Below are 24,637 nucleotides of genomic sequence, written 5' to 3'. Positions count from 1 at the left end.
ATTACACGAGTTTTTTATTAAAACCCGCATGGCAGCAGCATAAAAGTACAGTAAGAACTGTACTTTTTTATGTTAACTTTCCTCAAAACAGGGGTGGCAATTAAACATAAGTTTAAATAATATAAAATGAACTAACCTAAAAGGGAGTGACCTATTCTATGAATAAATTTGAAGTTGATGGCGGTTTCACACCCGGCTTTCCCGGCTTCGGACCCGGCTTCCCTGGCTTCGGACCCGGTTTCCCTGGCTTCGGACCCGGTTTCCCTGGCTTCGGACCCGGTTTCCCTGGCTTCAGGCCCGGTTTCCCGGGCTTCGGACCTGGCTTCCCTGGCTTCAGGCCCGGTTTCCCCGGCTTCGGACCTGGCTTCGGACCTGGCTTCCCTGGCTTCAGGCCCGGTTTCCCCGGCTTCGGACCTGGTTCTGGCCAAAAATTCGGACCCTGATTTTAGCCCTCTTCCATTAAATTTTTTTCGGATAACCTGAAGCCCCCTTCCGTATAAGGGGGCTTCAGGTTATATCCTATAACTTCCCGTCTCATCGACATACCCAAAAATTAACGGGCGGTCAAGGGGTTTTTCATTTTTTATTGTATAAGCTGCCAGTAGTATACGCTCTGCATCCCTCGCTCTATGTTCATCGTTATAGTAAATGGTAGCCAATATTTCTCCTGACTTGACTTCCTCGCCCCGTTTTTTGTTAATTATAATGCCCACAGCCGGGTCGATAACGTCTTCTTTTGTTTCGCGGCCTGCTCCCAGTACCATGGCAGCTATACCCACCTGTTCTGCATTAATGGCATAGACATAACCGTCTGCCGCTGCTTTAAGCGGCAGGGAATACTTCGCTTCCGGCAATAGTTCTTCGTTTTCGATAACAGTACCATCGCCGCCCTGGGCTTCCACCAGTTCTTTCAATTTCGACAAGGCCGCCCCGGATTTCAACAACTCCTCCAAAATTTTCCGGCCTTCGTCGTAAGTATTCGCCCTGCCTCCAAGTACAAGCATTCTACTGCCTAACGTATAACACAATTCCGTCAGGTCGGCCGGACCTTTATCTTTAAGAGTCAAAATAGCTTCTTTTACTTCCAGAGCATTGCCTACAGTGTTGCCCAAAGGCTGGTCCATATCGGTTACTACCGCTGTTGTTTTCCGGCCTACCTTGGCGCCGATGCCAACCATGGTGGCGGCAAGCTTAAAAGCATCTTCTTCTGTTTTCATAAAAGCACCACAGCCTGTTTTTACATCCAGCACTATGGCGTCAGCTCCGGCAGCTATTTTTTTGCTCATGATACTGCTGGCAATAAGGGGAATTGAATCTACCGTGGCCGTAACATCGCGTAAAGCATACAATTTTTTATCAGCAGGCGTGAGGTTGCCCGTCTGCCCGGCCACGGCAATTTTTATTTGGTTTACATTGTTGAAAAACTGTTCCTTCTTAATTCCCGTTTGAAAACCGGGAATTGATTCCAGCTTGTCAATGGTTCCGCCGGTATGCCCCAGACCCCGGCCCGACATTTTGGCCACCGGCACCCCAGATGCCGCTACCAGTGGGCCAAGTACAAGGGTAGTTTTGTCTCCTACGCCCCCAGTAGAATGCTTGTCTACTTTTATCCCCTCGATAGGTGAGAGGTTCACCTGTTCCCCTGACCTAACCATGGCCATAGTCAGGTCGGCCGTCTCCCGCTCGGTCATTCCCCGGAAAAACACAGTCATGGCCCAGGCGGACATCTGGTAATCAGCTACCTTACCGGACATATATCCCTCAATGAGGAAGTTGATTTCTTCAGTGGACAGTTCCTGTCCGTTTCTCTTTTTTAAAATAATATCGTAAGCCCGCACTAAATTTTCACCTCTCGGACAATGCCCCTAACCAGCTTGATAAACTTATCCCTTACCCGGTTAGCTGTTTCCATTACTTCCTCATGGCTAAGTTTCTGCGGCAGTACTCCAGCTGCCATGTTGGTTATGCAGGAAATGCCCAGCACCCGCATACCTCCATGATTAGCCACTATTACTTCGGGCACCGTGGACATCCCCACTGCATCAGCGCCGATATACCGGAGGTACTTTATTTCCGCCGGAGTTTCGTAAGAAGGACCCGCCAACCCGGCATATACGCCTTTCCTGTATTCAATCTTTTCTTCCCTGGCCACCCTTTCGGCCAGTTTCCGCAAACCCTTGTTATAAGCCTCAGACATATCAGGAAACCTGGGGCCGAACTCCTCTTCATTGGGCCCCAGCAACGGGTTGGTACCCATTAAATTGATATGGTCTTCAATAATCATCAGGTCTCCCGGCGCAAAGGCATGGTTGATACCACCTGCGGCGTTGGTAACAAGCAGGATTTTTATCCCCAATAACTGCATCACCCGTACCGGATACACCACTTCTTTAATGTGATATCCCTCATAATAATGGAACCGCCCGTTCATAAGCAAAACCTTTTTCCCTTCCAGCCGCCCGAAAACCAACTGGCCGGCGTGGCCTTCCACTGTTGAAACGGGAAAATTAGGGATATCCTTATAATCTATAACTTTTTTATCTTCCACGGCATCGGCAAGAATACCTAAACCGCTGCCTAAAATCATGGCCAAATCTGCCTGCTCGGTAAACTTATCCCTGATAAAATTTACTGTCTCCTGAAATTTTGCTTTTTCCGACATATGTACCAGTCCCCCTATATATGTTTTTGACACTCCCCATGTATATTTAAAGCTCCAACCGTTACCGTTAGATAACGCCTGCTTTCAGCGCCTGGTTTTTAAAGCTTGTCCCGTGCTCCAGTTTAAAACCGAAAAAATCAGCAATAGTTGCCCCCACATCGGCAAAAGTTGCTCTGGTACCCAGATTTGTGCCTTCTGCTATCATGGGACCGTAGACCAACAGGGGAACATACTCCCTGGAATGGTCCGTACTTTCTGTGGTCGGGTCGCATCCGTGGTCAGCGGTAATAATCAGAATATCCTTTTCCCCGACTTGTTCAAGAATTTCCGGCAGTCGACTGTCAAACTCCTCCAAGGCCCTAGCATAACCGGCAGGGTCGTTGCGATGGCCAAAGGAAGAATCAAATTCTACCAGATTGGTAAAGATAAGTCCTGTTGCCTTCTTTTGCATCGCTGCAATGGTTTTGTCAACGCCCTCCATATTGCTTTTCGTATGTATAGCTTCAGTAATGCCCTGGTTATTAAAAATATCCTGTATCTTGCCTATGGCTGTTACATTTAGGCCATTGTCTTTCAACAAATCCAGAACCGTTTTCCCCGGTGGGGAAAGGGAAAAATCGTGCCTGTTGGCTGTCCTTTGAAAATTGCCGGGCTGCCCAATAAAAGGCCGGGCAATGACCCGACCTACGGCATGAGGACCGGTGAGCATTTCTCGGGCAATACGGCACATTTTATACAGCTCGTCCACGGGGATTATCGCTTCGTGGGCCGCTATCTGAAAAACGCTATCAGCGGAAGTATAGACTATCGGATAGCCCGTTTCCATATGTTCTTTGCCCAGGCGGGCAATAATTTCCGTTCCCGAGGCAACTTCATTGCCCAGGGTCTTCCGATTTATCCGGCGTTCAAATTCTTCGATCAGGTCCTGCGGAAAACCGTGGGGATACACCGGAAAAGGCCTGTCCAGAATAATACCGGTTATTTCCCAGTGTCCGGTAGTTGTATCTTTTCCGGCGGAAACTTCAGCCATTTTGCCGAACGCCCCCGCAGGGGCTTCATCGGGACTAACTCCTTCAATGTCTATAATATTACCCAGCCCTAACTGCTGTAAGTTGGGAAGTTTTAAACCACCTACAGCCCTGGCTGTATTTCCGAGGGTATTACTTCCCCGGTCGCCATATTTATCGGCATCCGGCAGTTCTCCTGCCCCAACACTGTCCAACACTATTAGAGTTATTTTGCCTATGTTCATTCAATCGCCCTCCTGTCTAAGCTCTTGGATGTGTCTTGGAATAAACTTCTCTTAACCGCCCTCTGGTCAGGTGTGTATATATTTGGGTGGTAGTTATATCTGCATGGCCCAGCATTTCCTGAACAGACCTCAGGTCGGCGCCGTTTTCCAACAGGTGGGTCGCAAAAGAATGCCGCAGGGTATGCGGGGTAATATCTTTCTTAATACCCGCTTCCCTGGCATATTTTTTAATTATTTTCCAAAAACCCTGCCTGGTCATGCGCCGGCCATGGTGGTTAACAAAAAGGGCCGTTTCTCCTTTGGACTTAATTAGTCTAACTCTGCCCCGGTGCAAATATTCTTCCACATATTTCTTCGCCAGAGACCCGATAGGAATGATCCTTTCCTTTGAACCCTTGCCAAAACACCGGACATAACCCATTTCCAGGTTGACATGGTCCAGATCCAGGGATATCAATTCACTTACCCTAATGCCCGTAGCGTACAACAATTCCAGCATGGCTTTATCACGGGACCCGGCCGGTTCATTTAACCTTGGTTGATTCAACAGTATTTCAACTTCTTCTACGGAAAGAACCCTGGGCAGTTTCTTTTGCAGCTTTGGCGACTCCAGGTTTACGGTAGGATCCTGTTCGATATGTTTCTCCCGCAGCAGGTACTGATAAAAAGATTTCAGGGAAGCCAGATGCCTCGAAATCGTGGATGTGGCTTTGCCCTGTTTTTGCAGATGCAACAGGTAGGCCATAACATTTGTCTTGTTTGTTGCTGCAAATTTAGTTATCCCGTACTTGGACAGAAAGGCGCTGTACCGCTCCAAATCGCGGGCATAGGATTCCAAAGTATTTTCCGCCAATCCCCGTTCAACAGTCAGGTAATAAATAAATTCTTCTATTAAGGCTTTCATAAAAATACCCCTTTTCCACCAATTTTTCAGTGGCTTCGTCAATTGCAGGGTAAAACTAGAATAGAGTAGCCAGTGCTACTCTATTTTTTTCCACAATGCACCATTGAATTCCTTTTTTTCTAATCCTTCTTATAGAAATCCTTTAATTTGACCACAAATTCATCCAGCAGGTTGTCGGTCTTCATCTCCTTGTCACCGGCAGTTTGCGTTTGTTCTACCCGCATGGGGTTGCCACTTGGTTTATCCTCTCTTAATAATCGCTGGCTGGTAAAAACATATCCGTTATAAATCCCGTAAAGATGAGTGATGACCATACCAAGAATAACAATCGTAATTAATATTCTAATCCCAAAAGTAATTTTTTCTTTGGTCTTGTTTCTCAATATGAAAAACACCCTTATCCCCCGCTTCCCTGACATATATCAAGTATCTTTTCTAATTAATTTATATGTGGTCAGGGGCAATTTAGAACTTATCCTGGTAATATGTCAAAACAGCAAAGCTATGGAATATTTGATGAGGGACGGGGTAATATAGGCTTCCATCAGGCATCCCGCACCAGTCATCACTGCCGCACACCCCATACCAACGGTATAAAAGAGCGCCGGTCGGCCTACTTCAAATTCCCTGAACATAAACCTGTTTTTAGCAAAAAAAACCGAAAAAGTCAGGGTAAACATACCGCTAATCAATAAAACGGGAATAAAGATCAGATTTTGGGGGATTACCGATACTATCGATAACAGCACCCCTTTCCAGGCCTGGTCATAGGCCAAAAAACCCACGGTAAAGCCCAGGGTAAACCCCCGGGTGAATACCAATACGGGAACCAGTATGCCACCAACCACACTGAGCCCCAAAATGTACATGGTCAGAATGACATACATATTCTGCACTAAAGATCCCTTTATAGCTGCTTTTTTATCGAGAGACAGTCCCGGCACCTTGGTAATAAAGTTTTGCATTGTCTTTGACAGTTCGTTCTTCATGCCCTGGTCCAGACTTTTTGCTCCTATTGCTCCAAAAATAAGACCGGCCATGAAAAATATGACTAATATTAAACCCAACAGCCAATTGTTTCTAAAATATTGCCTACATGCACGTTTTAAACGTAGTAGCACAACCGGCACCCCCTTCACCAAAATAACCTTGTCCTGTGAAATAAGTATGGGGGTTGGTTGACAATTATACCAAAAATGTGGCCACCACTATTTAAGTTGGGTAAAGCCCTTCTCCAGAATGAGCCGGGCAATATATTCGGCAGCCAGGATATCTTCCAGCGAATTCGCCGTGGCTGCTACCACCGTAATACCCACACCCAGCCGGGAAGCCTGTTCCACTGCCCGGGCAGCGGCGTCATGGGCAGGTTTTATTCCTCTTTTCTGCATGGTCCTGGCAATAGTCCCCGTAACTACTGCCGGCGCTCCCGCGTTAAATGCGGCATCATAGGCAACACCACCCGTGTCGGTTACAGCCAGTACCACCTTATTTTTAAAATCCACCAGTTTGGCCGTTTCCGCCCCATTGTTGGGAACCACCGCCGCAATCCGGGCACCTGATTTTTTTATCCCCGCTACCGCCTTGCTTGCCCGCTGCAGCCGTTCTTCATCTGTACCGACCCTGGGTTCGGATATCAATACTACCTCTGTACCATTCCGTAAAGCAATACTGCCGGCTTCCATGCCTATTTTTTCCGGATTTAAGTCCACCGGCGCCCGGGAGCTGTCGGGACTGGCCCCAAATACAGCAACCGCCCCCGCATCCAGAGCAGCTTCCAGGGTAGTCGACATATCAATCACGTCCACTACCATAACCAGGTGCCCCATCATGGCTGCGGCTACTGCTCCCGTGGCATTCGCCGTTACATTAACACCGATAAAATTTGTTTGCAAACCTTATTCCTCCCTGATTAACATTTTGCCGTAGCGGCCCCCGCCACCTGCCGTTAATTCCGCCTTACCGGAACGGGCCAGGCAGAGCAGAGATGCTATTTTCTTTCCTGCAACTTTTTCCAGATCTTCCTCAGAAGCAGAATGCAGTATCTCCATTTCGGTCCCAAAGCGCTGCAAAAGTTTTTCTATGGTTCTGCTGCCAACACCGGGCACAAACGTCAATGGTACCTGGTAGTGGTATGGCGGCCGGTGGTCGGGACTTACCGGTTCTCGGTAAGTAGCTATTTCCTCAATCCGGTCCAGCACCCCTTTTACAATTTTATCGCTTCCACAATACTCACACCTGAGAACCGGAGGGGCTCCCCCTGCAATTCTCTCACAGACCAGGCAGTGGGTCCGGTGATATTTGCCCAGGCGTGGGTCCAAACCGTAATTGGCCGTCACTTTCCGCCCCTTTTCCCGCTTCAAAGCCATTAAAAGCTCCTCGTAATTGGCCTGTTGCATATCAATCACATTGTATTCCCGGCCAATTTTCGGCAGAGAATGGGCATCTGAGTTGCTAAGAAACGTTATACCACCAAGGTCAGCCAGCCGGTCAGCAAGATATGTATCGGAACTTAACCCCAGTTCGATGGCGTAAATTTTGGCTATGGCCCGTTGACTAAAAACCTCTGTTAACCGGGCAGCACAATTCCCGAACAGGCTTTTATGCGGTGTAAAGGCATGAGCCGGGACAAAAATCCAACCCAAACCATCCACAATATTATACAGTTTTTCCGCCGTGAGTTCGGCTTTCTGGGAACTCAGGTTGATGTTTTTAATGTATTTGGCCATTACAGACGTAAAATTTTTCATCTTTTCCAGGGTAGGAAAAAAACAGACAAAATGCGCCTTTCCCCCGCTTTTCTCCCTCGTTTCCACTTCCGCTCCCAGTATTAGCACAGCCTTGCCCAGGTAGCTTAACCCCCCTTTGTCCAAGGGAGCCAAACTACCCGCCTCAACCATTCTTATCAGGTCGCTTTGCACTTTCGGCGACCCGGCATCGACTACGCCAATAACGTTAATTCCTTTTCTGTACAGACATTCATCTAATATGTTGGCCAGGGTCAAATCCCTGGCCGCTGTTATTTTTACCGGCGAACCGTCCATAGTCCGTCCTATATGGATATGCAAGTCAACAAAGTACTGTTTCATGGCCGCCTCCATCTTTTTCATAATCGCGTAAGCATGCATAATTTCCCGTGGACAGGCATATTCTACAGCAGAAGTACTTTTGGGGGGTCGGGCATGCTCTACGAAATTGTCGTAAAAAACAGGATCTATCTGGTTGGTAAAATGCAAGAAGTACTGGCGCAACTAAAACAATATGAAAAGCAGTGTGTTACCTTAAAAGAATTTATCAACCGAAAGCTAGATTAGTTTCGCCCCGGCAATCCCTGCCGCGCCGGCGGTCAGGAAAAACTCCAAATCCTGGTCAATATCACGACCCATGGTAGTCACTTTTATGCCTTCACTTTTGACAAGGTCAACGGCCGGCTTGCCATCCTCCACTACAATATCATGTTTTTCGGTAATACCGCTTTCTGCGAGCTGTTCATTAATTAATGCCGCTTTTCCTATCTCCAGTTCAGGCAGTACCACTTTGGCCCGGGCCAATGCTATCCTGCCCAGAGCAGTTAGGGAATGATGGCTGACGCCCCGGTGCCTTGCCCGGGGATCGGCAAAGCTAATTCGTGGTACAGCTACGGACAATCCTTCCATAACATGTACGGCATTGATCATTTCACCCTGTTCCACCCCCGTAAAGCCCAGTCTGGTTCCTGTCCCGACAATGCCGGGACCCATCCCGATGATAACCAGATCTGCCTTGGCCGCAACCTTCGCTGCCGCCAAGCCCGTGTAAATATTGACAGCTTCCAGGTCGCCCCCGAAGGCGTGTCCAATGGTTATGGTTTTTGCAATCCACCCTTTGCCTGTCAAATTGCGGACCATTTTACTGAACCAGATAGGCAGGGCCGCACCATCCGTCATAATATAGGCCGTTCTGATTTTCGGGCTGATAGCCCTGATCCCCGCTGCTATCAGGGGCAACATGCTGTGCAAAGTACTGACGATGACCGGCAAGCCCTCAACAGATGCACAGGCATTTATGGCCTCATGATAAGGACTCTCCTCTTCTTCCACGGCCAGGCACTTTACCTGCCCCGGCGTATACCGCAACTTCATAATGTGCCCGGCTTCTTCGGTATCAGTCTCCCGGACAGATAAATTGGCCATCACAAAATGCCAGCCGCCGGTACCCAGCGATTTATGTACAGCCGTAGTGTTCAGCACTACCACATCCCCTTCTGCCACCGGACCGGTCAATAAATTGTAGTTCACCGCCCTGGCTTCGCCGCCTTCGACAGCAACCAGGACTTCCTTCATCACAGGGTTTTCGGTCAACACCTTGACCACCTTGCCCTGCCTGATTCTGATCATTTTTATACCTCCGAACCATTTGCTGAAATCACTTGCACAATTTCCACCAGGTATCTGGCATTTAATACCAAGTCCTCTATGGTAATATATTCCTCCGTGGAGTGCACTTTATTCATGCCAATACCCAGGTTAGCCGTCGGGATACCTTTACCGTTAAAAATGTTGGCATCGCTTCCCCCGCCGGTGCTGATCAGCTTTGGCTCCCGGCCCAGTTTTTTGGCCGCCTGTACCGCAAATTTCACCGCCGGGTCCGTTTCTGCCAGGTTTAGATGGGGATAGAGAAACTCCTTTTCTATTTCTACCCTGGCCCCGGCCTCCCGGGCAGTTTCTTCAAGCACGCCACACATTTGCGCTACCTGTTTTTCCAGGGTGTCCGGGTCAATACTCCGGGCTTCCCCTTCAATGTTGACCATGTCAGGGATAATGTTAGTCGCTTTTCCACCGTTGATGATACCGATATTGGCAGTAGTCTGGTGGTCAATCCGCCCCAGTTTCATCTTGCTGATGGCCCTGGAAGCAACCACGATGGCATTTACGCCCTCCTCGGGGCTGATACCCGCATGGGCTGCCTTGCCATATATTACGGCCTTAATTCTGTACTGGGCCGGTGCTTTCGTGATTATGGTCCCGGCTGAACCGTCACAATCAAGGACATAGCCAAACCGGGCGGTTAGTTTATCAAAATCCAGGCGTTTCACACCCTGCAAGCCGCATTCTTCGGCCACGGTGAACACCAATTCTATGTCACCATGTGGAATATTTTTTTCCTGAAGTACCCGGATGCACTCCAGTATAGCAGCAATACCGGCTTTATCATCAGCACCCAAAACAGTGTCTCCGGCAGAAGTTATCACCCCGTCTTTAACAACAGGCTCAATCCCCCGGCCCGGCTCCACGGTATCCATATGGGCGCACAGCATGATGGCGGGTATCCCTTCGGCATTGCCGGGTAGCCTGGCAATAAGGTTGCCGCACCCGGAATTAAGCATTTCGCCGGCCTTGTCTTCGTAAACAGTTAAACCCATGCCGGTTAAGCGGTTTTTCAACCAGTCGGCAAAGTTCCGCTCATTGTATGAGGCGGAGTCAATCTTAACCATTTCACAAAACTCATCCGTTATCCGTATTTGGTTAACCATCAGAATGCCTCCCATTATGTTATTAGCTGCCTGCCGTCTACCGATATATGGCGGCAGCCGAAAACAGATTGGCTCATTGATTATATTCTACCTGAATTTTTTTCTATATTCCATATTTTATATGAAATGAATTCACCACGGAGGGCACAGAAAACACAGAGAAATCACTGGGAAAAAATGATCGAGAAAATTTATTAAGAGCTAACTTAAACTTCATTGCCGGATAACTCCTAAACTTTATATTTACAATTAATTCTCAGTGCTCTCTGTGTACTCCGTGGTTCTAATAAATTTCTATATGAGTCGTAAACTAATTATTTCAAAACTAGAGTAATGAGAACCGGTAGAGATGATAAAAAAGTTCATCAGATGTGTTTCCCCAACACATTTGATGAACTTACCTCCTGGCTAAGCAACTTATCCCCTATTCTGTTGTTTTCCGAACTATCTCCGCCCCAAGCTCCAGAGCCTGCCTGTTCAGAGGAATCAAGTTATGCCTGCGCTCAGGAAGAACTTTTTTCAGAGATTCTATGATCGAATCAATGGTCACCACTTTGGTCATTTCTATATATGCTCCCAGCAGCACTATATTGGCCACCTTGCCGTTACCCAGTTTTTCGGCCATTTCGTTGCCGGGGATCTCCAGAACCCTGATGTCCTGGCGGATTGCTTTTTGGGAAACCAGAGAACTGTTTATAAGCATCAAGCCGCCCGGTTTCAGCATCGGTTCAAACTTAGCCAATGACGGCTGGTTCATAATAATGACCGATGAAGGCTCGGTGAAAACAGGTGAACTGATTTCTCTGTCAGAAATAGTCACAGAGCAGTTGGCGGTACCACCGCGCATTTCCGGCCCATAGGAGGGAATATAAGCCACATGCTTGTCCTCGATCATTCCGGCATAAGTCAGCAACTGCCCCATGGACATAACACCCTGGCCGCCAAATCCGGCAATTATCAATTCCTCCAGCATTACTTGGCCACCTCCCCGGAAACCTTATATTCACCTAAGGGGTAGTAAGGCAGCATATTTTCTTCCAGCCATTTCACCGCTTCCACAGGCGAAAGACCCCAGTTGGTCGGGCAGGTTGACAAAATTTCCACAATCGCAAAACCCTCATTGTTCATCTGTACTTCAAAGGCCTTTTTAATAGCCTTTTTTGCTTTGAGAATATTTGCCGGGTTATGCACGGAAACCCTGGCAGCATAAGCAACTCCGTCCAACACGGACAGCATTTCTGTCATCCGCACGGGATAGCCGTTCACATCCTTGTCCCGGCCGTAAGGAGTGGTGGTGGATTTCTGTCCGATCAGAGTAGTGGGCGCCAATTGACCGCCCGTCATGCCGTAAATAGTATTGTTGATAAACAGAACCGTAATTTTTTCTCCCCTGGCAGCGGCATGTACGATCTCTGCCGTTCCTATCGCTGCCAGGTCGCCGTCCCCCTGGTAGGTGAAAACTACACTGTCGGGATGAACACGCTTAATACCGGTGGCTACGGCAGGAGCCCTCCCGTGGGAAGCCTGTTGGCAATCAATATCCCAGTATTCGTAAGCAAAAACAGCACATCCGACAGGAGCAATACCTATGGTTTTCTCCTGGATACCGAGTTCATCAATCACTTCTGCCGCCAGCCTGTGAACCACACCATGGGTACACCCGGGGCAATAATGCATTTGTTTATCTGTCAGGGCTTTAGGCCTGGTGAAAACCTTCTTCATTACCGGTTACCCCCTTCCAGTATCTTTTTCATTTCCGCAAAAATCTCCGCTTTAGTCGGTACTATCCCACCGGTCCGGCCAAAGAAATATACAGGTTTTTTACCGTTAACGGCCAGGCGGACGTCTTCGACCATCTGCCCGGTGCTCATTTCTACCGCCATAAAGGCATCGGCATGTTCAGCCACCCTGCTGAACGGTTCATCGGGGAAAGGCCATAAGGTTATCGGCCTGATTAAGCCGGCTTTAATACCCTCCTGCCGGGCCTGGTCAACAACGGCTTTGCAAATTCGGGCCGTCGTCCCATAAGCTGCCAGGACTATTTCCGCATCGGCGGTGAAATATTCTTCACAGCGCTTTTCCTTGGCGGCAATTTCATCATACTTGGCCTGCAGCTTTGCGCAATGCCTGGCCAGGTCTTCGGGAACAATGTACAGAGAATTGATAATGTTTCTTTCTCTGCCTTTCGCTCCCGTAGTGGCCCAGGGTTTGTCCGGACCCTGCTTAGCTTCCTGCACTTTGAACTCGACAGGTTCCATCATCTGGCCTAAAATACCATCGCCCAGTATCATCACCGGATTCCTGTACCGGTCTGCCACGTCAAAGGCTTCAATAGTCAGGTCCACTAATTCCTGGACAGAAGCCGGTCCGTAGACAACCAGCCGGTAATCGCCATGACCGCCGCCCTTGGTGGCCTGGAAATAATCCGATTGAGCGGGGGCAATATTCCCTAAACCCGGGCCGCCCCTGACCATGTTCACGATAACACAGGGCAGTTCAGCCCCGGCAATATAAGAAATACCTTCCTGTTTCAGGCTTATGCCCGGGCTGGATGACGATGTCATCACCCTTGCTCCGGCACCGGCTGCTCCATAAACCATATTAATTGCTGACGTTTCGCTTTCGGCCTGTATAAATGTACCCCCGACTTGAGGTAATCTCTTGGCCATGTATTCAGGGATTTCATTCTGCGGTGTAATGGGGTAACCGAAAAAGAATTTACAGCCACCTAATATGGCTGCTTCTGCTACAGCCTCATTGCCTTTCATCAATACCTTGCCCAACTTAATTCTCCTCCTTCTCCACTTCAATTGCCACATCGGGACACATCACTGCACACAGGGCGCAGCCCTTGCACTTGGACTGGTCAGTAACTACTGCCGGGTGATAGCCGGCGGCGTTTAAATGTTTGGCCATTTCTATCAAGCCCTGTGGACACGCGGTGGTACAAAGTTCGCAGCCCTTGCAGCGTTCCTCGTGAATAATAGCTCGTCCTTTTGCCATTTCTACTCCTCCTTTGTGCCAAATTCTATAGCGAAAATTATATTTTTTTAACGTAAAAAAAGAAAGCCCCATGGGTTTCTTTTAATTATACTACTATAATACTGAAAAATCATCCCCTGAAATTAACAAGTTACTCCCAGGGGGCTAACATCGACCTGTCAATCTCTAAAACAGGCTGCGATATGGCTTTTAATGCGGAGCAGTAAGTAAATTTCCTTTCGACAGCAAGGAATTTCACAGGCAGTTCCAAAGACCGGGCCATTTCCAGCACTTTGTTGTGTCCGGCGATAATATCAGCAAGCGTAGTTTCACTCAGCAAATTAGGGTTGCTTACCAGGGCCGTAACTTTTAACCGGCTGGCTGCTTCTATCCTTTCCAGAATCGGCCGGACTTCCGTTACTCCGGTGGTAAAAGGCCGGAAGGGATTGATAACAAAAAACATTTCGTATGCGTCGTCAGAAATATGATTGCGGAACCTTCCGGCAGCCCTGGCCCCGATTTCATCGCCACCAAGGTCAATGATGACCCTGGCGGCATGATTCTTTAGCACACCGTTAATACGTGGTGAAAAAGCAGGCAAATCAGTATCAAAACAGTCTTCAACAGAAGCAAGGACTGTGATGCCTGCCTTGTCCAGGAAATTTTTCGCTTCCCTGGACCGGAAGTATGGATTCACAAAATCCAGGTCAACTAAAGTCGTTTCCGCGCATATATCTTTGGCCCGCAAAGCATAGTTAATCGATATTTCTGTTTTTCCGCTGCCATAATGGCCGGTGAATATGGTAATTCTTTTCTGTGCGTAATCAATTGCCATCTCTGTACCTCATATTTTGGCGAAAATTTATATTGTCGTGTGATTTTGCCTTTATAATGGGCGCCCACACTAATGCCGCCCCTCATACTACTGCTTGTTCTTATCTTGCTCCCTTATTTCTACCCTACGTATTTTGCCGCTGATGGTTTTGGGCAGTTCATCCACAAATTCTATAATCCGTGGATACTTATATGGCGCAGTCACTTTTTTCACATGTTCCTGCAGTTCCTTGACCAGGTCATCACTGGGGGTGTAATTTTGGGTCAAAACCACAGTAGCCTTAACTACTTGACCTCTGACAGGGTCAGGGACACCCGTTATCGCACATTCAAGAACAGCCGGGTGCTCCAGAAGCGCACTTTCAACTTCAAAGGGCCCGATCCGGTACCCTGAACTCTTAATTACATCATCGGCCCTACCCACAAACCAGTAGTAACCGTCCTCATCGCGCCATGCCATATCCCCGGTATAATAGATATCATCGTGCCACACCTTTTTGGTTAATTCCGCATCCCGGTAATAGCCGTCGAACATACCAAAGGGTTTTCCTCCTTTGGTGCGGATAACAATCTGACCTTCTTCCCCCACATCGCAAGAATTTCCGTTCTCATCAATTAAATCCACATCATAACCCGGGGCCGGTTTACCCATGGAACCCGGCTTCGGTTCTAACCAGGGAAAAGTGGCAATTGTTACCGTTAATTCGGTCTGACCATAACCCTCCATAAGTTTAATACCTGTTGCTTTTAGCCATTGCTCGTATACTTCGGGATTTAAAGGTTCACCGGCGATAGAACAATGTTCCAGCTTGCTAAGGTCAAACTGGCTCAAGTCTTCTTTGATAAAGAACCGGTAGATTGTCGGGGGAGCGCAAAATGTGGTAACGCCGTATTTTTCTATTGCCTTTAGAAGATTTTTCGGAATAAATTTGTCAAAGTCATAAACAAACACTGCACTGCCACAAATCCACTGGCCATATATTTTACCCCATACAGCTTTGGCCCACCCCGTTTCCGCGACAGTCAGGTGTAGCCCGCCCTCCTTTACCTGTTGCCAGTACTTGGCTGTCAGGATATGGCCCAGGGGGTATGTAAAATTATGCTGCACCATCTTCGGCATTCCCGTAGTGCCGGAAGTAAAGTATAAGAGCATAATATCCTCGTTTTGAGGAGCTTCTGCTCCAACAGGCCTTTCAAAAATTTCCGAGGCCTTTTCCAGTTCACTGTTAAAGTCGATCCAGCCGTCACGCTGACCGCCTACGGCAGCTTTGAGTACAAGCGTTGGGGATTTTTTCTCCGCTTCATCCACATGTGTTAAAACTTCTTCATCGGCTACGGCTACTACCATTTTTATGTCGGCAGCATTGTTTCTGTAAACTAAATCTTTTGTGGTCAGCAAGTTAGTTGCGGGGATACATATTGCCCCGATTTTATGCAACGCCAGCAAGCAGAACCAGAATTCGTAACGCCTTTTTAAAATAAGCATTACCGGGTCCCCTTTTTTAATGCCCAGCGATTTAAAAAAGTTGGCCGCTTTATTGCTATAACGCTTCATCTGGGCAAAAGTAAAAACGGCTTCTTCGCCCTTATCATCGCACCAGACCATAGCCACCCTGTCTGGGTTTTCTTGAGCCATAACGTCTACCACGTCATAAGCAAAGTTAAAATTACCGGGTATATTAATCTTGAAATTTTCAACAAAATCCTCGTACGAATCAAAATTCTCCCTTGAAATGAATTTTTCCAGCATCCGTCCTACCTCCGTCACTTGTTCAGTTCAAATTTTTATAAAATAATGGCCAAGAACTTAGCCGGCTTGTTGTTCATTGCCTTCATGCCATGTTTATAGCCCGAATCAAAAAATAATGAATCACCTTCATTGAGTATGACCTCATGCCCGTCAATAATTACTTTGAGGGTGCCCTCAAGCACATAGTTGAATTCCTGACCGGGATGGAAATTATAGCTGACAGGCCCGTCAACGGGGTCTGGTTCAACAGTAACCAGGAAAGGCTCGGCCTTTTTATGCACAAAATTAAAAGCCAGGTTTTGGTACTTATACTCTTTCCTCCTGTCAACGCTTACGCCTTTGCCTTTTCTTACCACTGAATAGATATGCAGCCTGGGGCTTTCACCCGTCAGGATCTCCGTTAGCTCCACATTGAATTTGTTGGCAACTTCATAAAGGAAACTCACGGGAATGTCAACCTCGCCGCTTTCGTATTCCCGGTAAGTTTCTTTTGAAACGCCGAATTCCTGAGCCAGGGTTTCCAAAGAAATGCCGGAAATTTCCCTGAGCTCTCTTATGCGTGCAGCAATTTGCTTTAATTGCTCTGACATTGAAACCATCCTTTCTATACTTTGGAAAAATATATCTTTACTACATTTGGGAAAGTGCTATACATTAAAAATTGGTATGTTTATTCGACAGATATCTCAATTTTCCTTTTAAACTTGTGAATTTTTAAAAAATTGTCTTTGTTAAAGGCAAGTCCGTTCGGAAAAAAACATTTTGTCAAGGGAGAATCTCCATGCTTGAAATTAAAAGGTCCAAGTCACCTGTTCGGGCAGTTGTTTAACGACTCACAGCCGTTAATTTTATAGGTAACTTGGACTCGGGGGAAATCAAAGTACGCAAATCATTTGAAATTGGACTTTAATCTGTTTTTCATTAAGAACGGGCAGCTATTTTCATAGTCTCCCCATGGGCCGCAGACGGGCTCAGTTGTAACTTTTCTTCCTCTTTGCTGGCAAACAATACAGCCATGGCTATGGAAGCCATTTTTGTTTCATGCGAGTCGGCGCGGGAAGGTAAAGTGGCAGGAACTTTGGCGCCTACTATGAGGCCGATAATATTGGCCCCCGCCAGGAATCCGATGGATTTATACAATACGTTAGCGGCATCGATGTTAGGCAGTACCAGAATATCAGCCTGGCCGGCCACTGGGCTGACGACGCCTTTAGCCAGCGCCGCTTCCTTTGATAAAGCCAAATCCAGAGAAAGAGGTCCGTCAATAATACAATCTTTTATCTGACCCCTTTCCGCCATTTTGGAAAGGATAGCCGCATCGATGGTGCTGGGCATATCGGGATTAACTAATTCTTGGCCCGAGATAACGGCTACTTTGGGCTGGGGAATTTTCAAAGACCGAGCCACGCAAACGGCGTTTTTCACCATGACAATTTTCTGCTCCAGGGTGGGCATGATGTTCAGGCCGGCATCCGTCATCAACATCAGGCGGTTGTATGCCTTCGCTTCAAAAACCGTCACATGGCTTAGTCCCCGGCCAACCCTGAGGCCGGTATTTTTATCCAGGATCCCTTTTAAATACACAGGTGACTTTATTGCACCTTTTACCAAAATATCAGCCTTATCTTCACGTACCAACTGAACGGCCCTGCGCACAGCATCTTCCGGTTCGACTTCATTAATAACTTCAAAATTACTTATATCGATTTTTCTTTCGCGGGCAATCCTTGATATTTCGGCCGCATCGCCCACCAATACCGATTCGGCAATGCCCATCTCGTAACATTCCCGGGCAGCCGCCAGTACCCCGCCATCCTGAGCCACTGCTATGGCGGCCCTTTTAGGCCTGCATTTTCTGGCCTCAGCAAGCAATTCCTGAAAGTCTTTCATATCCTTCACCATCCTGTTATTCAACCCGATTTTGTTTATTTGTAGATTTGTTATTGCAATTCCCATGCCAACTTTAAATTTTTATAAAATTGTCGTATTTTCAGTCTATTTACGTTTGCTGACTAATTATTTTTTATTAAATGTGAATGTATTTGCACGCAACAATTTTCGTGGTATGAACTCTATTTCATAGATATACCATGCCGTTCCAGTTTGTAATACAAACTCCTGGTGGAAATACCCAACATTCTGGCAGCCTTTGTTTTATTGCCACCCGCAGTTGCCAGCGCCTGCTGGAGAACCTTTTTTTCGACGGCAGCCAATACCTCCTCAAGAGACCCATCCAAGGCAGGTACCGGAATACTTTGTTCCGCTTTTTGCGCCTGCCACTGGGGGCCTGCTGCCCTGCCCAGGGCCGGAACATGGTGCGGCAGAATTGTCGTCTCGTTATACTTCATATTTATGATGGTCCGACTGATGATATTTTCCAGTTCCCGCACGTTCCCCGGCCAGTCATAATGCATTAGTACATCAAGGGCTTCCGGCGTTATCTCAGCAACCTTCCGTCCATATTCCAGACTGTATTTTCTGCATAGGTGATCGATCAGCAAAGGAATATCCTCCTTCCTGGCCCGCAGGGGAGGTACGAAAATTGGCACCACATTCAGCCTGTAGTACAAGTCTTCCCTAAAAGTCCCTTCACTCACCCGCTGTTCAAGGTTGGCATTCGTCGCCGCAATTACCCGCACGTCGACAGGCACAGGTTTGGTTCCGCCCACCCGCACAATCTCTTTCTCCTGCAGCACCCGTAAAAGTTTTGCCTGAACGCTGGGGTTTACTTCTCCTATTTCGTCCAGGAAAATGGTTCCCCCGTCGGCTTCCTCAAAGTAGCCTTTTTTACCGCTTTTTACGGCTCCTGTAAATGCCCCTTCCACATACCCAAACAGCTCGCTTTCCAGTATTGGCTCAGCAATAGCTGCGCAGTTAACCCGCACAAAAGGTCCGCGGCGCCGTACACTGGCATTGTGAATAGCATGGGCAAATAATTCCTTGCCTGTGCCACTTTCTCCCCGAAGCAGAACTGTTGCCGGTGTCTCTGCCGCCCGCTTGGCCTGGTCAATGGCAGAAGCCATGAGCTCACAGGAACCAATGATATCGTCAAAAGTGTATTTAGCAGTCATGCGCCTGATCAGGCTTTTTACTTTATCCAATTCATCGGATAACCGCTTAATTTCGGAAATATCATGGATGATCCCCACACTGCCCTTCAATTTGTCACCGATCAGGATTGGGGCCACATTTACCACCACTTCACGGCGGAACCTTCCTACCTTCATCGGAACTCCTCTTACTGCCTTCCGGGTCTTCAGTACCTGCATGTGCACACTTTCTCCTTCCGCAATATCAATGGTAGCAGGCTTATGCAAAACCTCTTCCGGTTTAAGCCCCGTAATCCTGGTATAAGCAGGGTTCACCAATATGTTCAGGCCATTTTCATCACAAACTGAAATAGCATCCTGAGTAGAATTTATGATAGCCTCCAACAGACTGCGCATTTCCATCACATCGGTAATCTGCTCCGACAAAGCTGTAATCTCTGTAACATCGCGAAATACAGCCACGGCACCAATGATTATTCCATTCTCATCCCGTACCGGTACCCGGTTGGTGATAATTTTGGTGTTTCCCAGCAACTGGCTTTGATTTAATTCCGCGCAACCCGTTCTTATTACTTCAAATAACCTTGTTGAGGGAATAACCTCTTTGATATTTTTTCCGATAACTTCCTCTGCCTTAAAACCGGTTAGTTTTTCAGCAGCCCGGTTAAAGATATTTATCTTGCCGTCAAGCCCGATACCAATCATGGCATCATGGGTAACATTCATAATGACTTCCATCTCTGCCCTGCTAATGTCTTGACCCATAACTACCTCCTAAAAGTACGAAATCTTATGCATACATATTCACTGTCAACAGGAATTAATCCTGCAGTTTTTTGCAGAAATAAGAGAGGTGTTTAACAAGGCCAAAACTGCCAACAAAACTAAGTGGCAATTAGTTTTAGACCGTTAAACACCTCTCCTGAAAAAGGGTGTACTCATAGGTACGTTAAGGATTGCGGCAAACGTACAACGCAGCCGGAGGAAGTTTTTCTCAGCTTGCTAAATTCTCTACTTTTCCCTGCCGATCATGTCAATAAATTTTAAAACCCGGTTGTTTTCAATAGTCCTGGTGAGGGAAAACTTCTCGGTGTATAAATGAAAAAATACAAGCAAACCAAAGTATACCAACTTTGAAATAAGGGGTAAAACAAGTACCGCCAGGAGACCCACAGATATCCCCAATACATTGGAACCCGTATCGCCCATCATGGTTTGTGCTTTCAGGTCAAAGGGCAGGTAAGCCAAAACAGAACCTGTGAGAATGCCCAGCAACCAAACTTCCTCTTGGTTATAGCCAAAAGCCACCAAAAAGGCAGCCAATAGCAAGTACCCTTTAATAGCCCGGCCCGGTCGCAAATCCAGCAGGTTTATAGCATTGGCAGAAAGGGCAATTATGAAAGTGTTAAGCAGCACCAGCAGGATATCCTGTATCTTTTCAATTTTTATCAGTGCTAGGCTGATCAAAAGAGAAACCATGCCGCCGGCCAGAGCTTTAAGAGCCCCTGTTGTCAATTCCCCTTCGACCAGCAGTTTTTTCAAATGACCTTTTAGCCCTGAAGCTTCCCGTGATCCGAAAACATCATCTACCAATCCCAGCAAAGCCATACTAAAAGCGGCGAATAAGAAAAGTAGAGTATTCCTGGCCTGGTCCGGCTGCAATAAAATCCAAACTGAACCGGTAATTAATAGAGTCAATGCAAAAACGATACCAACTCCAAGCGGAATCATATCTCCCCGGAAATTGGGCCGGACGAAATCGGCCTTGGCCAGCATTTTTCCGATTACGGGAACTGTGGAATATGTAACCATATAAGCCAGACTAATTACAATTATGCCATAGATAACCATTTTTCACCTCATTATCAACCGGCGGGCCAGTACCTTCGATACATGCATAAACTGTTTCCCCCGGTGCATAAAACCGCGCAGATCTCGCCCTGTTTCGGCATGAGTCATATTTACATCTACTTCCAAAATTTTATAGCCCTTTCTGGCTATATCGATAGTTAGACCAACTTCTACCCCGTATCCGGAAGAAAAGCGGCCAATTGCCCTGATAACCTCACGGGTCATAGCCCGTTGTCCTGATAAAGGCGCTGCCATTTCCAAACCCGTCAATAGTTTTATGCCAATTCGGGCCAAACCTTTAACCAGGCCAAAACCGCCCTTTTTCTTGGCCTTGGGAAACCTGGCAATAGTCATATCGGCCTTTCCTTCAATTACGGGCATGATGAGCTTGCGCACTTCCGATGCTGTTTCCCCAACGTCCCCGTCAATTAGGGCAATTACATCTCCTGTGGCCAAAGCTATCCCTTTGTTGAGGGCGCCTCCTTTACCGTGATTCTCTCGAAGGGTCAAAACCTCGGCGCCGGCTTTTTTGGCCAGCTCCGAGGTATTATCAGTGGAAGCATCATCAATAACAAAAACCTCGTCCACTTCCGGTATTTTCTTAACTGCCGCTACTGTTTGAAAGATGTATTTTGCTTCATTATAAGCCGGAATTAATACGCTAACTTTTTTCCTCAATCAAATCACTCCTAATGTAAAGCCGGTAATAACTCCTTAGCTGTTGTCTTCACCCCATAGTCCCCGGGATACCCTGATATAGCCCTGATTAGAGCTACCTGCCCGGGAACCATATCCACATTGTCAATAGTGGCAACTTTAAGCTTTTGGTATTCCTTCATATATGAAATTTCCACATCTGTATGTTCCACTCCATATACGGGAATATTGTGGTCCAAGAAATATTTCATTATGGGAATATCCAGGTTTTTTACCTTCACGGTTTTTTCGTCCTGGCTGCCACCAACTACTATGACAGCGTTAACAGGAGTGCCATAATTACCGACTTTCTTCAGAAAACCAAGCCCCTCTAAAAACTGCAGGTTTTCCAGGTTCTGGCCGGTCATGACAGCTACGTTGATTTCCTGAGCTATAGCCCTCGTCAGGTCATCCTCCTCCTTGGAAGTAAGCAATAACTTGGTGGCAATCTTTTCCCTTATTTTAGAATCACTAAGGTCAAAACCGCCAAGAACCGTAGTGATTGAAGTAATATTTGCGCCGGCCGCTTTTAAAGTATTCATCCAGTCTTCATGAAAACCGTAGTTATTGGTCTCAATGATGGCAATGTTATATCCCTGCAGTTTACCATAAACTAACTGGGGCACAATCTGCTTTTCAAACTGTTTATGTACGTTGATGGCATTCTTAAATTCCGAAATCTGATGTTGCACTTTTTTATTCTCGTCACGAATCTGGTCAAAATCCCTTTCCAATTTATCAATCATCTGTTTCTGCTGCTGTACCATAATTTCGTTACCCACAGCGGAAAAGTTGTTCCCTATCAAAATCCCTATGCCTAAGGCTAAAAATACTGCTACCAGCGAAGCTATATGATACTTTAAATCTATAATCATCGGGAATCCTCCTAAAGCCCAAATACCAGTCTCATTTTAATCCATACCAGTCTAATAAACTGGCTGGTCGTAGGCGAAATAACAGCCACAACAGCAAAGGGAATCAGCGCCGCCAGCACTATAAAAGCCAAATGCTTAAACTTGATGCTGCGCCGGTAAAGCTTGTTTACACCGCGGGCATCAACAAGAATAGACCCTACTTTTAATCTTACCAAAAAGGTACTGGCCATCCCTTTTCTTCCTTTTTCCAAAAAATCAATCATGTTAGAATGGGTGCCCACGGCAACGATAAGTTCCGTTCCTTTCTCGTAAGCCAGCAACATAGCAATATCTTCGCTGGTCCCGGGCGCCGGAAATGTTTTCGCATCCAACCCCAGTTTCTGTACACGGGCCAATCCAGGCGCTCTACCATCAGGGTAAGCATGGACAATTATTTCGGCACCGCATCGTAATGTATCGTCGCTAATGCTGTCCATATCACCTATTATGATATCCGGACAATAGCCAAACTCACGTAGAGCGTCAGCGCCGCCGTCTACCCCGATTAAAACGGGTCTGACTTCTTCTATATAAGATTTTATCGCCAGAAGATCTTCCTTATAATTTTGTCCTCTAACCACTATTAAAGTATGACGCCCGGTAAAATCCACTGTTGTCTCAGGTATGGGTAATTTACCTAGGACCAGTTGCTGCTCCTGCTGTGCCCATTCTAAAGTATTTTGCACAAAATCGCTTAAAACAGAACCTAAATTCTTTTTGGTTTCTTCCATCTTCCGGGCAATTTCATCTTTAGTCAGCAAGGTCCCGCTGCCTACCCAACCGTTGGCAGCCCTAATCCTGTTGCCGGAAATTTCCACCTCCGCTCCTTCTTCTACCTGGGCCATCACTTCTTCTCCGACATTATCAAGAATTAAAATACCTGCTTCCGCCAGTACCATCGGCCCTTGGTTAGGGTATTTGCCGCTGATTGACTGGGCGGCATTAACCACCATTTTAACTTTTGCTTTTGCCAAAGCTTCCGCACAAACTTCGTCCAGGTCCTGGTGATTTATTATCGCAATGTTGCCAGGTTCAAGTCTCTGCACGAGATGCTTGGTCTTTTTATCAACACGGGCTATGCCCTTGACAGACAACATAATATTCAGCTCCCGCAAATTAATATGGTAACTGATGTTTATAATTTTGCGTGCAAATTTCCATCTTTTAAATTCCTAATGTTTAATTTTACACCATTTATTGACGGCTAGCAAGTCAGCAATAGGCTGCAAGTCTTAGCGCTTATTAAATATGATTATGTAGTTATACATTTATAATTAGTTTTGCCATAATTTAAAAAGAAATAACCGGATTTAACAAGATTTTCGGAGATAATTAATTGTAATCAAGGAAAAACCTGACCTTTACGGTCAGGTTCCCGAGTCATTAACTCACTTTGCTAATACGCAGCTTGTCTGCTACCATGGCTATAAATTCAGAATTTGTGGGTTTTCCGCGTTCAAGGTTGATTGTGTACCCGAAGAACCTATTCATCATTTCCACGTTCCCCCGGTCCCAAGCCAATTCTATAGCGTGGCGGATCGCCCTTTCCACCCTGCTGGGTGTAGTAGAGTATTTCTGCGCTATCATCGGATACAGCTCTTTAGTTACCGCTCCCAACAAGTTAACCTCTTCAACTACCATCAATATTGCATCTCTCAGGTACTGGTAGCCTTTAATATGGGCCGGTACACCCATTTCATGAATGATGTTTGTCACTGCCACATCAAGGTTTTTCGTTTTAACAGGTGGTGTATATGTAGGAACCGTTTCGCCTTCTGCCAACTGACGAATCCTGGTAGCCAAAACAGAGAAATCAAAGGGTTTCAATATGTAATAATCGGCTCCCAGTTCTATAGCCCTTTGGGTTACTGTTTCCTGGCCAAAAGCAGTAAGCATAATAACTTTGGGTTTCGGCGACATACCGGAGCTGGCCAGCTTTTCCAAAACTCCTATTCCGTCCAAATGCGGCATGATAATATCCAGCACAACAACATCAGGTTTTTCCCGGGTTATGATTTCCACAGCTTCAACGCCATTATTGGCTACCCCTACCAGGTTAAAATCTTCTTCCTGAGAGATGAACTCCTTCAGCAGTTCACAAAACTCTCTGTTATCATCTGCAATTACGATGTTAATCGTTTTGAATAAAACCATTTCACTACCCGCCCTCCTGGTACTTTTTTCAATTCGCTATATTCACTTCGACGCCAAACTTTGGAAGTCCTTCATAAAT

At 46.7% G+C, this 24,637-nt stretch carries 26 protein-coding genes; 1 reads left to right on the top strand and 25 read right to left on the bottom strand.

The genetic code is table 11. The features are described from left to right. Positions 1-131: 131 nt before the first annotated feature. The 9 genes from ACSNJE_RS03150 to ACSNJE_RS03110 all read right to left on the bottom strand — a co-directional run bounded on the left by ACSNJE_RS03150 (position 132) and on the right by ACSNJE_RS03110 (position 7,904). Positions 132-428: a hypothetical protein gene (locus ACSNJE_RS03150; RefSeq protein WP_495251971.1), complete on the bottom strand. Its 297-nt coding sequence runs from the start codon at positions 426-428 to the stop codon at positions 132-134. A gap of 84 nt (positions 429-512) precedes the next feature. Further along, the gene (locus tag ACSNJE_RS03145) at positions 513-1,838 is read right to left on the bottom strand and encodes a pyrimidine-nucleoside phosphorylase (RefSeq protein ID WP_495251970.1); all 1,326 of its coding nucleotides are present in this window, start codon (positions 1,836-1,838) and stop codon (positions 513-515) included. Next, positions 1,838-2,662, bottom strand: a complete 825-nt coding sequence (locus tag ACSNJE_RS03140; RefSeq protein ID WP_495251969.1) for a purine-nucleoside phosphorylase — start codon at positions 2,660-2,662, stop codon at positions 1,838-1,840. Before ACSNJE_RS03140 ends, ACSNJE_RS03145 begins: the two co-directional genes overlap by 1 nt. A 67-nt stretch (positions 2,663-2,729) precedes the next feature. Continuing rightward, positions 2,730-3,914 (bottom strand): phosphopentomutase, encoded by a 1,185-nt coding sequence (locus ACSNJE_RS03135; protein WP_495251968.1) that lies wholly within the window; start codon positions 3,912-3,914, stop codon positions 2,730-2,732. Between the two features lie 16 nt (positions 3,915-3,930). Next, a complete protein-coding gene (xerD, locus tag ACSNJE_RS03130) occupies positions 3,931-4,818 on the bottom strand; it encodes a site-specific tyrosine recombinase XerD (protein WP_474773084.1) in 888 nt (295 codons plus the stop codon). A 119-nt stretch (positions 4,819-4,937) separates the two neighbouring features. Beyond that, positions 4,938-5,201, bottom strand: coding sequence for a hypothetical protein (locus tag ACSNJE_RS03125; protein WP_152908942.1), 264 nt, complete (start codon positions 5,199-5,201; stop codon positions 4,938-4,940). A 105-nt stretch (positions 5,202-5,306) separates the two neighbouring features. Next, the gene (gene spoIIM / locus ACSNJE_RS03120) at positions 5,307-5,939 is read right to left on the bottom strand and encodes a stage II sporulation protein M (protein WP_495251967.1); all 633 of its coding nucleotides are present in this window, start codon (positions 5,937-5,939) and stop codon (positions 5,307-5,309) included. Between the two features lie 87 nt (positions 5,940-6,026). After that, entirely contained in the window at positions 6,027-6,710 is a 684-nt protein-coding gene (locus tag ACSNJE_RS03115) for a hypothetical protein (RefSeq protein WP_052216683.1), read from the bottom strand. A 3-nt stretch (positions 6,711-6,713) separates the two neighbouring features. After that, the gene (locus ACSNJE_RS03110) at positions 6,714-7,904 is read right to left on the bottom strand and encodes an endonuclease Q family protein (protein ID WP_495251966.1); all 1,191 of its coding nucleotides are present in this window, start codon (positions 7,902-7,904) and stop codon (positions 6,714-6,716) included. Between the two features lie 93 nt (positions 7,905-7,997). On the opposite strand from ACSNJE_RS03110, the gene mciZ reads away from it, so the two are divergent. Then, positions 7,998-8,129 (top strand): Z-ring formation inhibitor MciZ, encoded by a 132-nt coding sequence (gene mciZ, locus ACSNJE_RS03105; RefSeq protein ID WP_013120534.1) that lies wholly within the window; start codon positions 7,998-8,000, stop codon positions 8,127-8,129. Here the strand turns inward: mciZ and ACSNJE_RS03100 are convergent. The 16 genes from ACSNJE_RS03100 to spo0A form a co-directional block, all read right to left on the bottom strand. Next, entirely contained in the window at positions 8,121-9,191 is a 1,071-nt protein-coding gene (locus ACSNJE_RS03100) for a DUF3866 family protein (protein ID WP_495251965.1), read from the bottom strand. The genes mciZ and ACSNJE_RS03100 overlap by 9 nt on opposite strands. Before the next feature lie 2 nt (positions 9,192-9,193). Continuing rightward, the gene (locus ACSNJE_RS03095) at positions 9,194-10,327 is read right to left on the bottom strand and encodes a M20/M25/M40 family metallo-hydrolase (protein ID WP_495251964.1); all 1,134 of its coding nucleotides are present in this window, start codon (positions 10,325-10,327) and stop codon (positions 9,194-9,196) included. A gap of 424 nt (positions 10,328-10,751) precedes the next feature. Beyond that, positions 10,752-11,300 carry a 2-oxoacid:ferredoxin oxidoreductase subunit gamma family protein gene (locus tag ACSNJE_RS03090; protein ID WP_052216674.1) on the bottom strand — a complete coding sequence of 183 codons (549 nt, stop codon included), beginning with the start codon at positions 11,298-11,300 and terminating at the stop codon, positions 10,752-10,754. After that, positions 11,300-12,049 carry a thiamine pyrophosphate-dependent enzyme gene (locus ACSNJE_RS03085; RefSeq protein ID WP_474773091.1) on the bottom strand — a complete coding sequence of 250 codons (750 nt, stop codon included), beginning with the start codon at positions 12,047-12,049 and terminating at the stop codon, positions 11,300-11,302. Before ACSNJE_RS03085 ends, ACSNJE_RS03090 begins: the two co-directional genes overlap by 1 nt. Then, positions 12,049-13,110 carry a 3-methyl-2-oxobutanoate dehydrogenase subunit VorB gene (locus tag ACSNJE_RS03080; protein WP_052216672.1) on the bottom strand — a complete coding sequence of 354 codons (1,062 nt, stop codon included), beginning with the start codon at positions 13,108-13,110 and terminating at the stop codon, positions 12,049-12,051. The genes ACSNJE_RS03085 and ACSNJE_RS03080 overlap by 1 nt, the downstream gene beginning before the upstream one ends. A gap of 1 nt (position 13,111) precedes the next feature. Then, complete coding sequence (locus tag ACSNJE_RS03075) at positions 13,112-13,330, bottom strand: 4Fe-4S binding protein (protein WP_013120542.1); 219 nt, start codon at positions 13,328-13,330, stop codon at positions 13,112-13,114. Positions 13,331-13,460: 130 nt separating this feature from the next. Beyond that, positions 13,461-14,144: a CpaE/TadZ family protein gene (locus tag ACSNJE_RS03070; RefSeq protein ID WP_013120543.1), complete on the bottom strand. Its 684-nt coding sequence runs from the start codon at positions 14,142-14,144 to the stop codon at positions 13,461-13,463. 87 nt (positions 14,145-14,231) lie between these two features. Beyond that, positions 14,232-15,893, bottom strand: coding sequence for an AMP-binding protein (locus tag ACSNJE_RS03065; RefSeq protein ID WP_474773093.1), 1,662 nt, complete (start codon positions 15,891-15,893; stop codon positions 14,232-14,234). A 35-nt stretch (positions 15,894-15,928) separates the two neighbouring features. Further along, a complete protein-coding gene (locus tag ACSNJE_RS03060) occupies positions 15,929-16,483 on the bottom strand; it encodes a helix-turn-helix domain-containing protein (protein WP_474773094.1) in 555 nt (184 codons plus the stop codon). Between the two features lie 331 nt (positions 16,484-16,814). Next, positions 16,815-17,849: a bifunctional enoyl-CoA hydratase/phosphate acetyltransferase gene (locus ACSNJE_RS03055; RefSeq protein ID WP_495251963.1), complete on the bottom strand. Its 1,035-nt coding sequence runs from the start codon at positions 17,847-17,849 to the stop codon at positions 16,815-16,817. Between the two features lie 116 nt (positions 17,850-17,965). Continuing rightward, on the bottom strand, positions 17,966-19,708 hold the full coding sequence (locus ACSNJE_RS03050; protein WP_474773096.1) for a sigma-54 interaction domain-containing protein: 1,743 nt from the start codon (positions 19,706-19,708) through the stop codon (positions 17,966-17,968). A 246-nt stretch (positions 19,709-19,954) separates the two neighbouring features. Beyond that, entirely contained in the window at positions 19,955-20,794 is an 840-nt protein-coding gene (locus tag ACSNJE_RS03045) for an MraY family glycosyltransferase (protein ID WP_495251962.1), read from the bottom strand. Between the two features lie 3 nt (positions 20,795-20,797). Then, positions 20,798-21,472, bottom strand: coding sequence for a glycosyltransferase family 2 protein (locus ACSNJE_RS03040; RefSeq protein ID WP_474773098.1), 675 nt, complete (start codon positions 21,470-21,472; stop codon positions 20,798-20,800). 11 nt (positions 21,473-21,483) lie between these two features. After that, positions 21,484-22,365, bottom strand: coding sequence for a copper transporter (locus tag ACSNJE_RS03035; protein WP_052216665.1), 882 nt, complete (start codon positions 22,363-22,365; stop codon positions 21,484-21,486). Between the two features lie 11 nt (positions 22,366-22,376). After that, entirely contained in the window at positions 22,377-23,498 is a 1,122-nt protein-coding gene (steA, locus tag ACSNJE_RS03030) for a putative cytokinetic ring protein SteA (protein WP_052216826.1), read from the bottom strand. A 289-nt stretch (positions 23,499-23,787) separates the two neighbouring features. After that, a complete protein-coding gene (spo0A, locus tag ACSNJE_RS03025) occupies positions 23,788-24,558 on the bottom strand; it encodes a sporulation transcription factor Spo0A (RefSeq protein WP_052216664.1) in 771 nt (256 codons plus the stop codon). Positions 24,559-24,637 lie beyond the last annotated feature (79 nt).

The organism is Thermincola sp. GK-1 (assembly GCF_059412445.1).
This window is presented reverse-complemented; position numbering and strand designations above follow the sequence as displayed.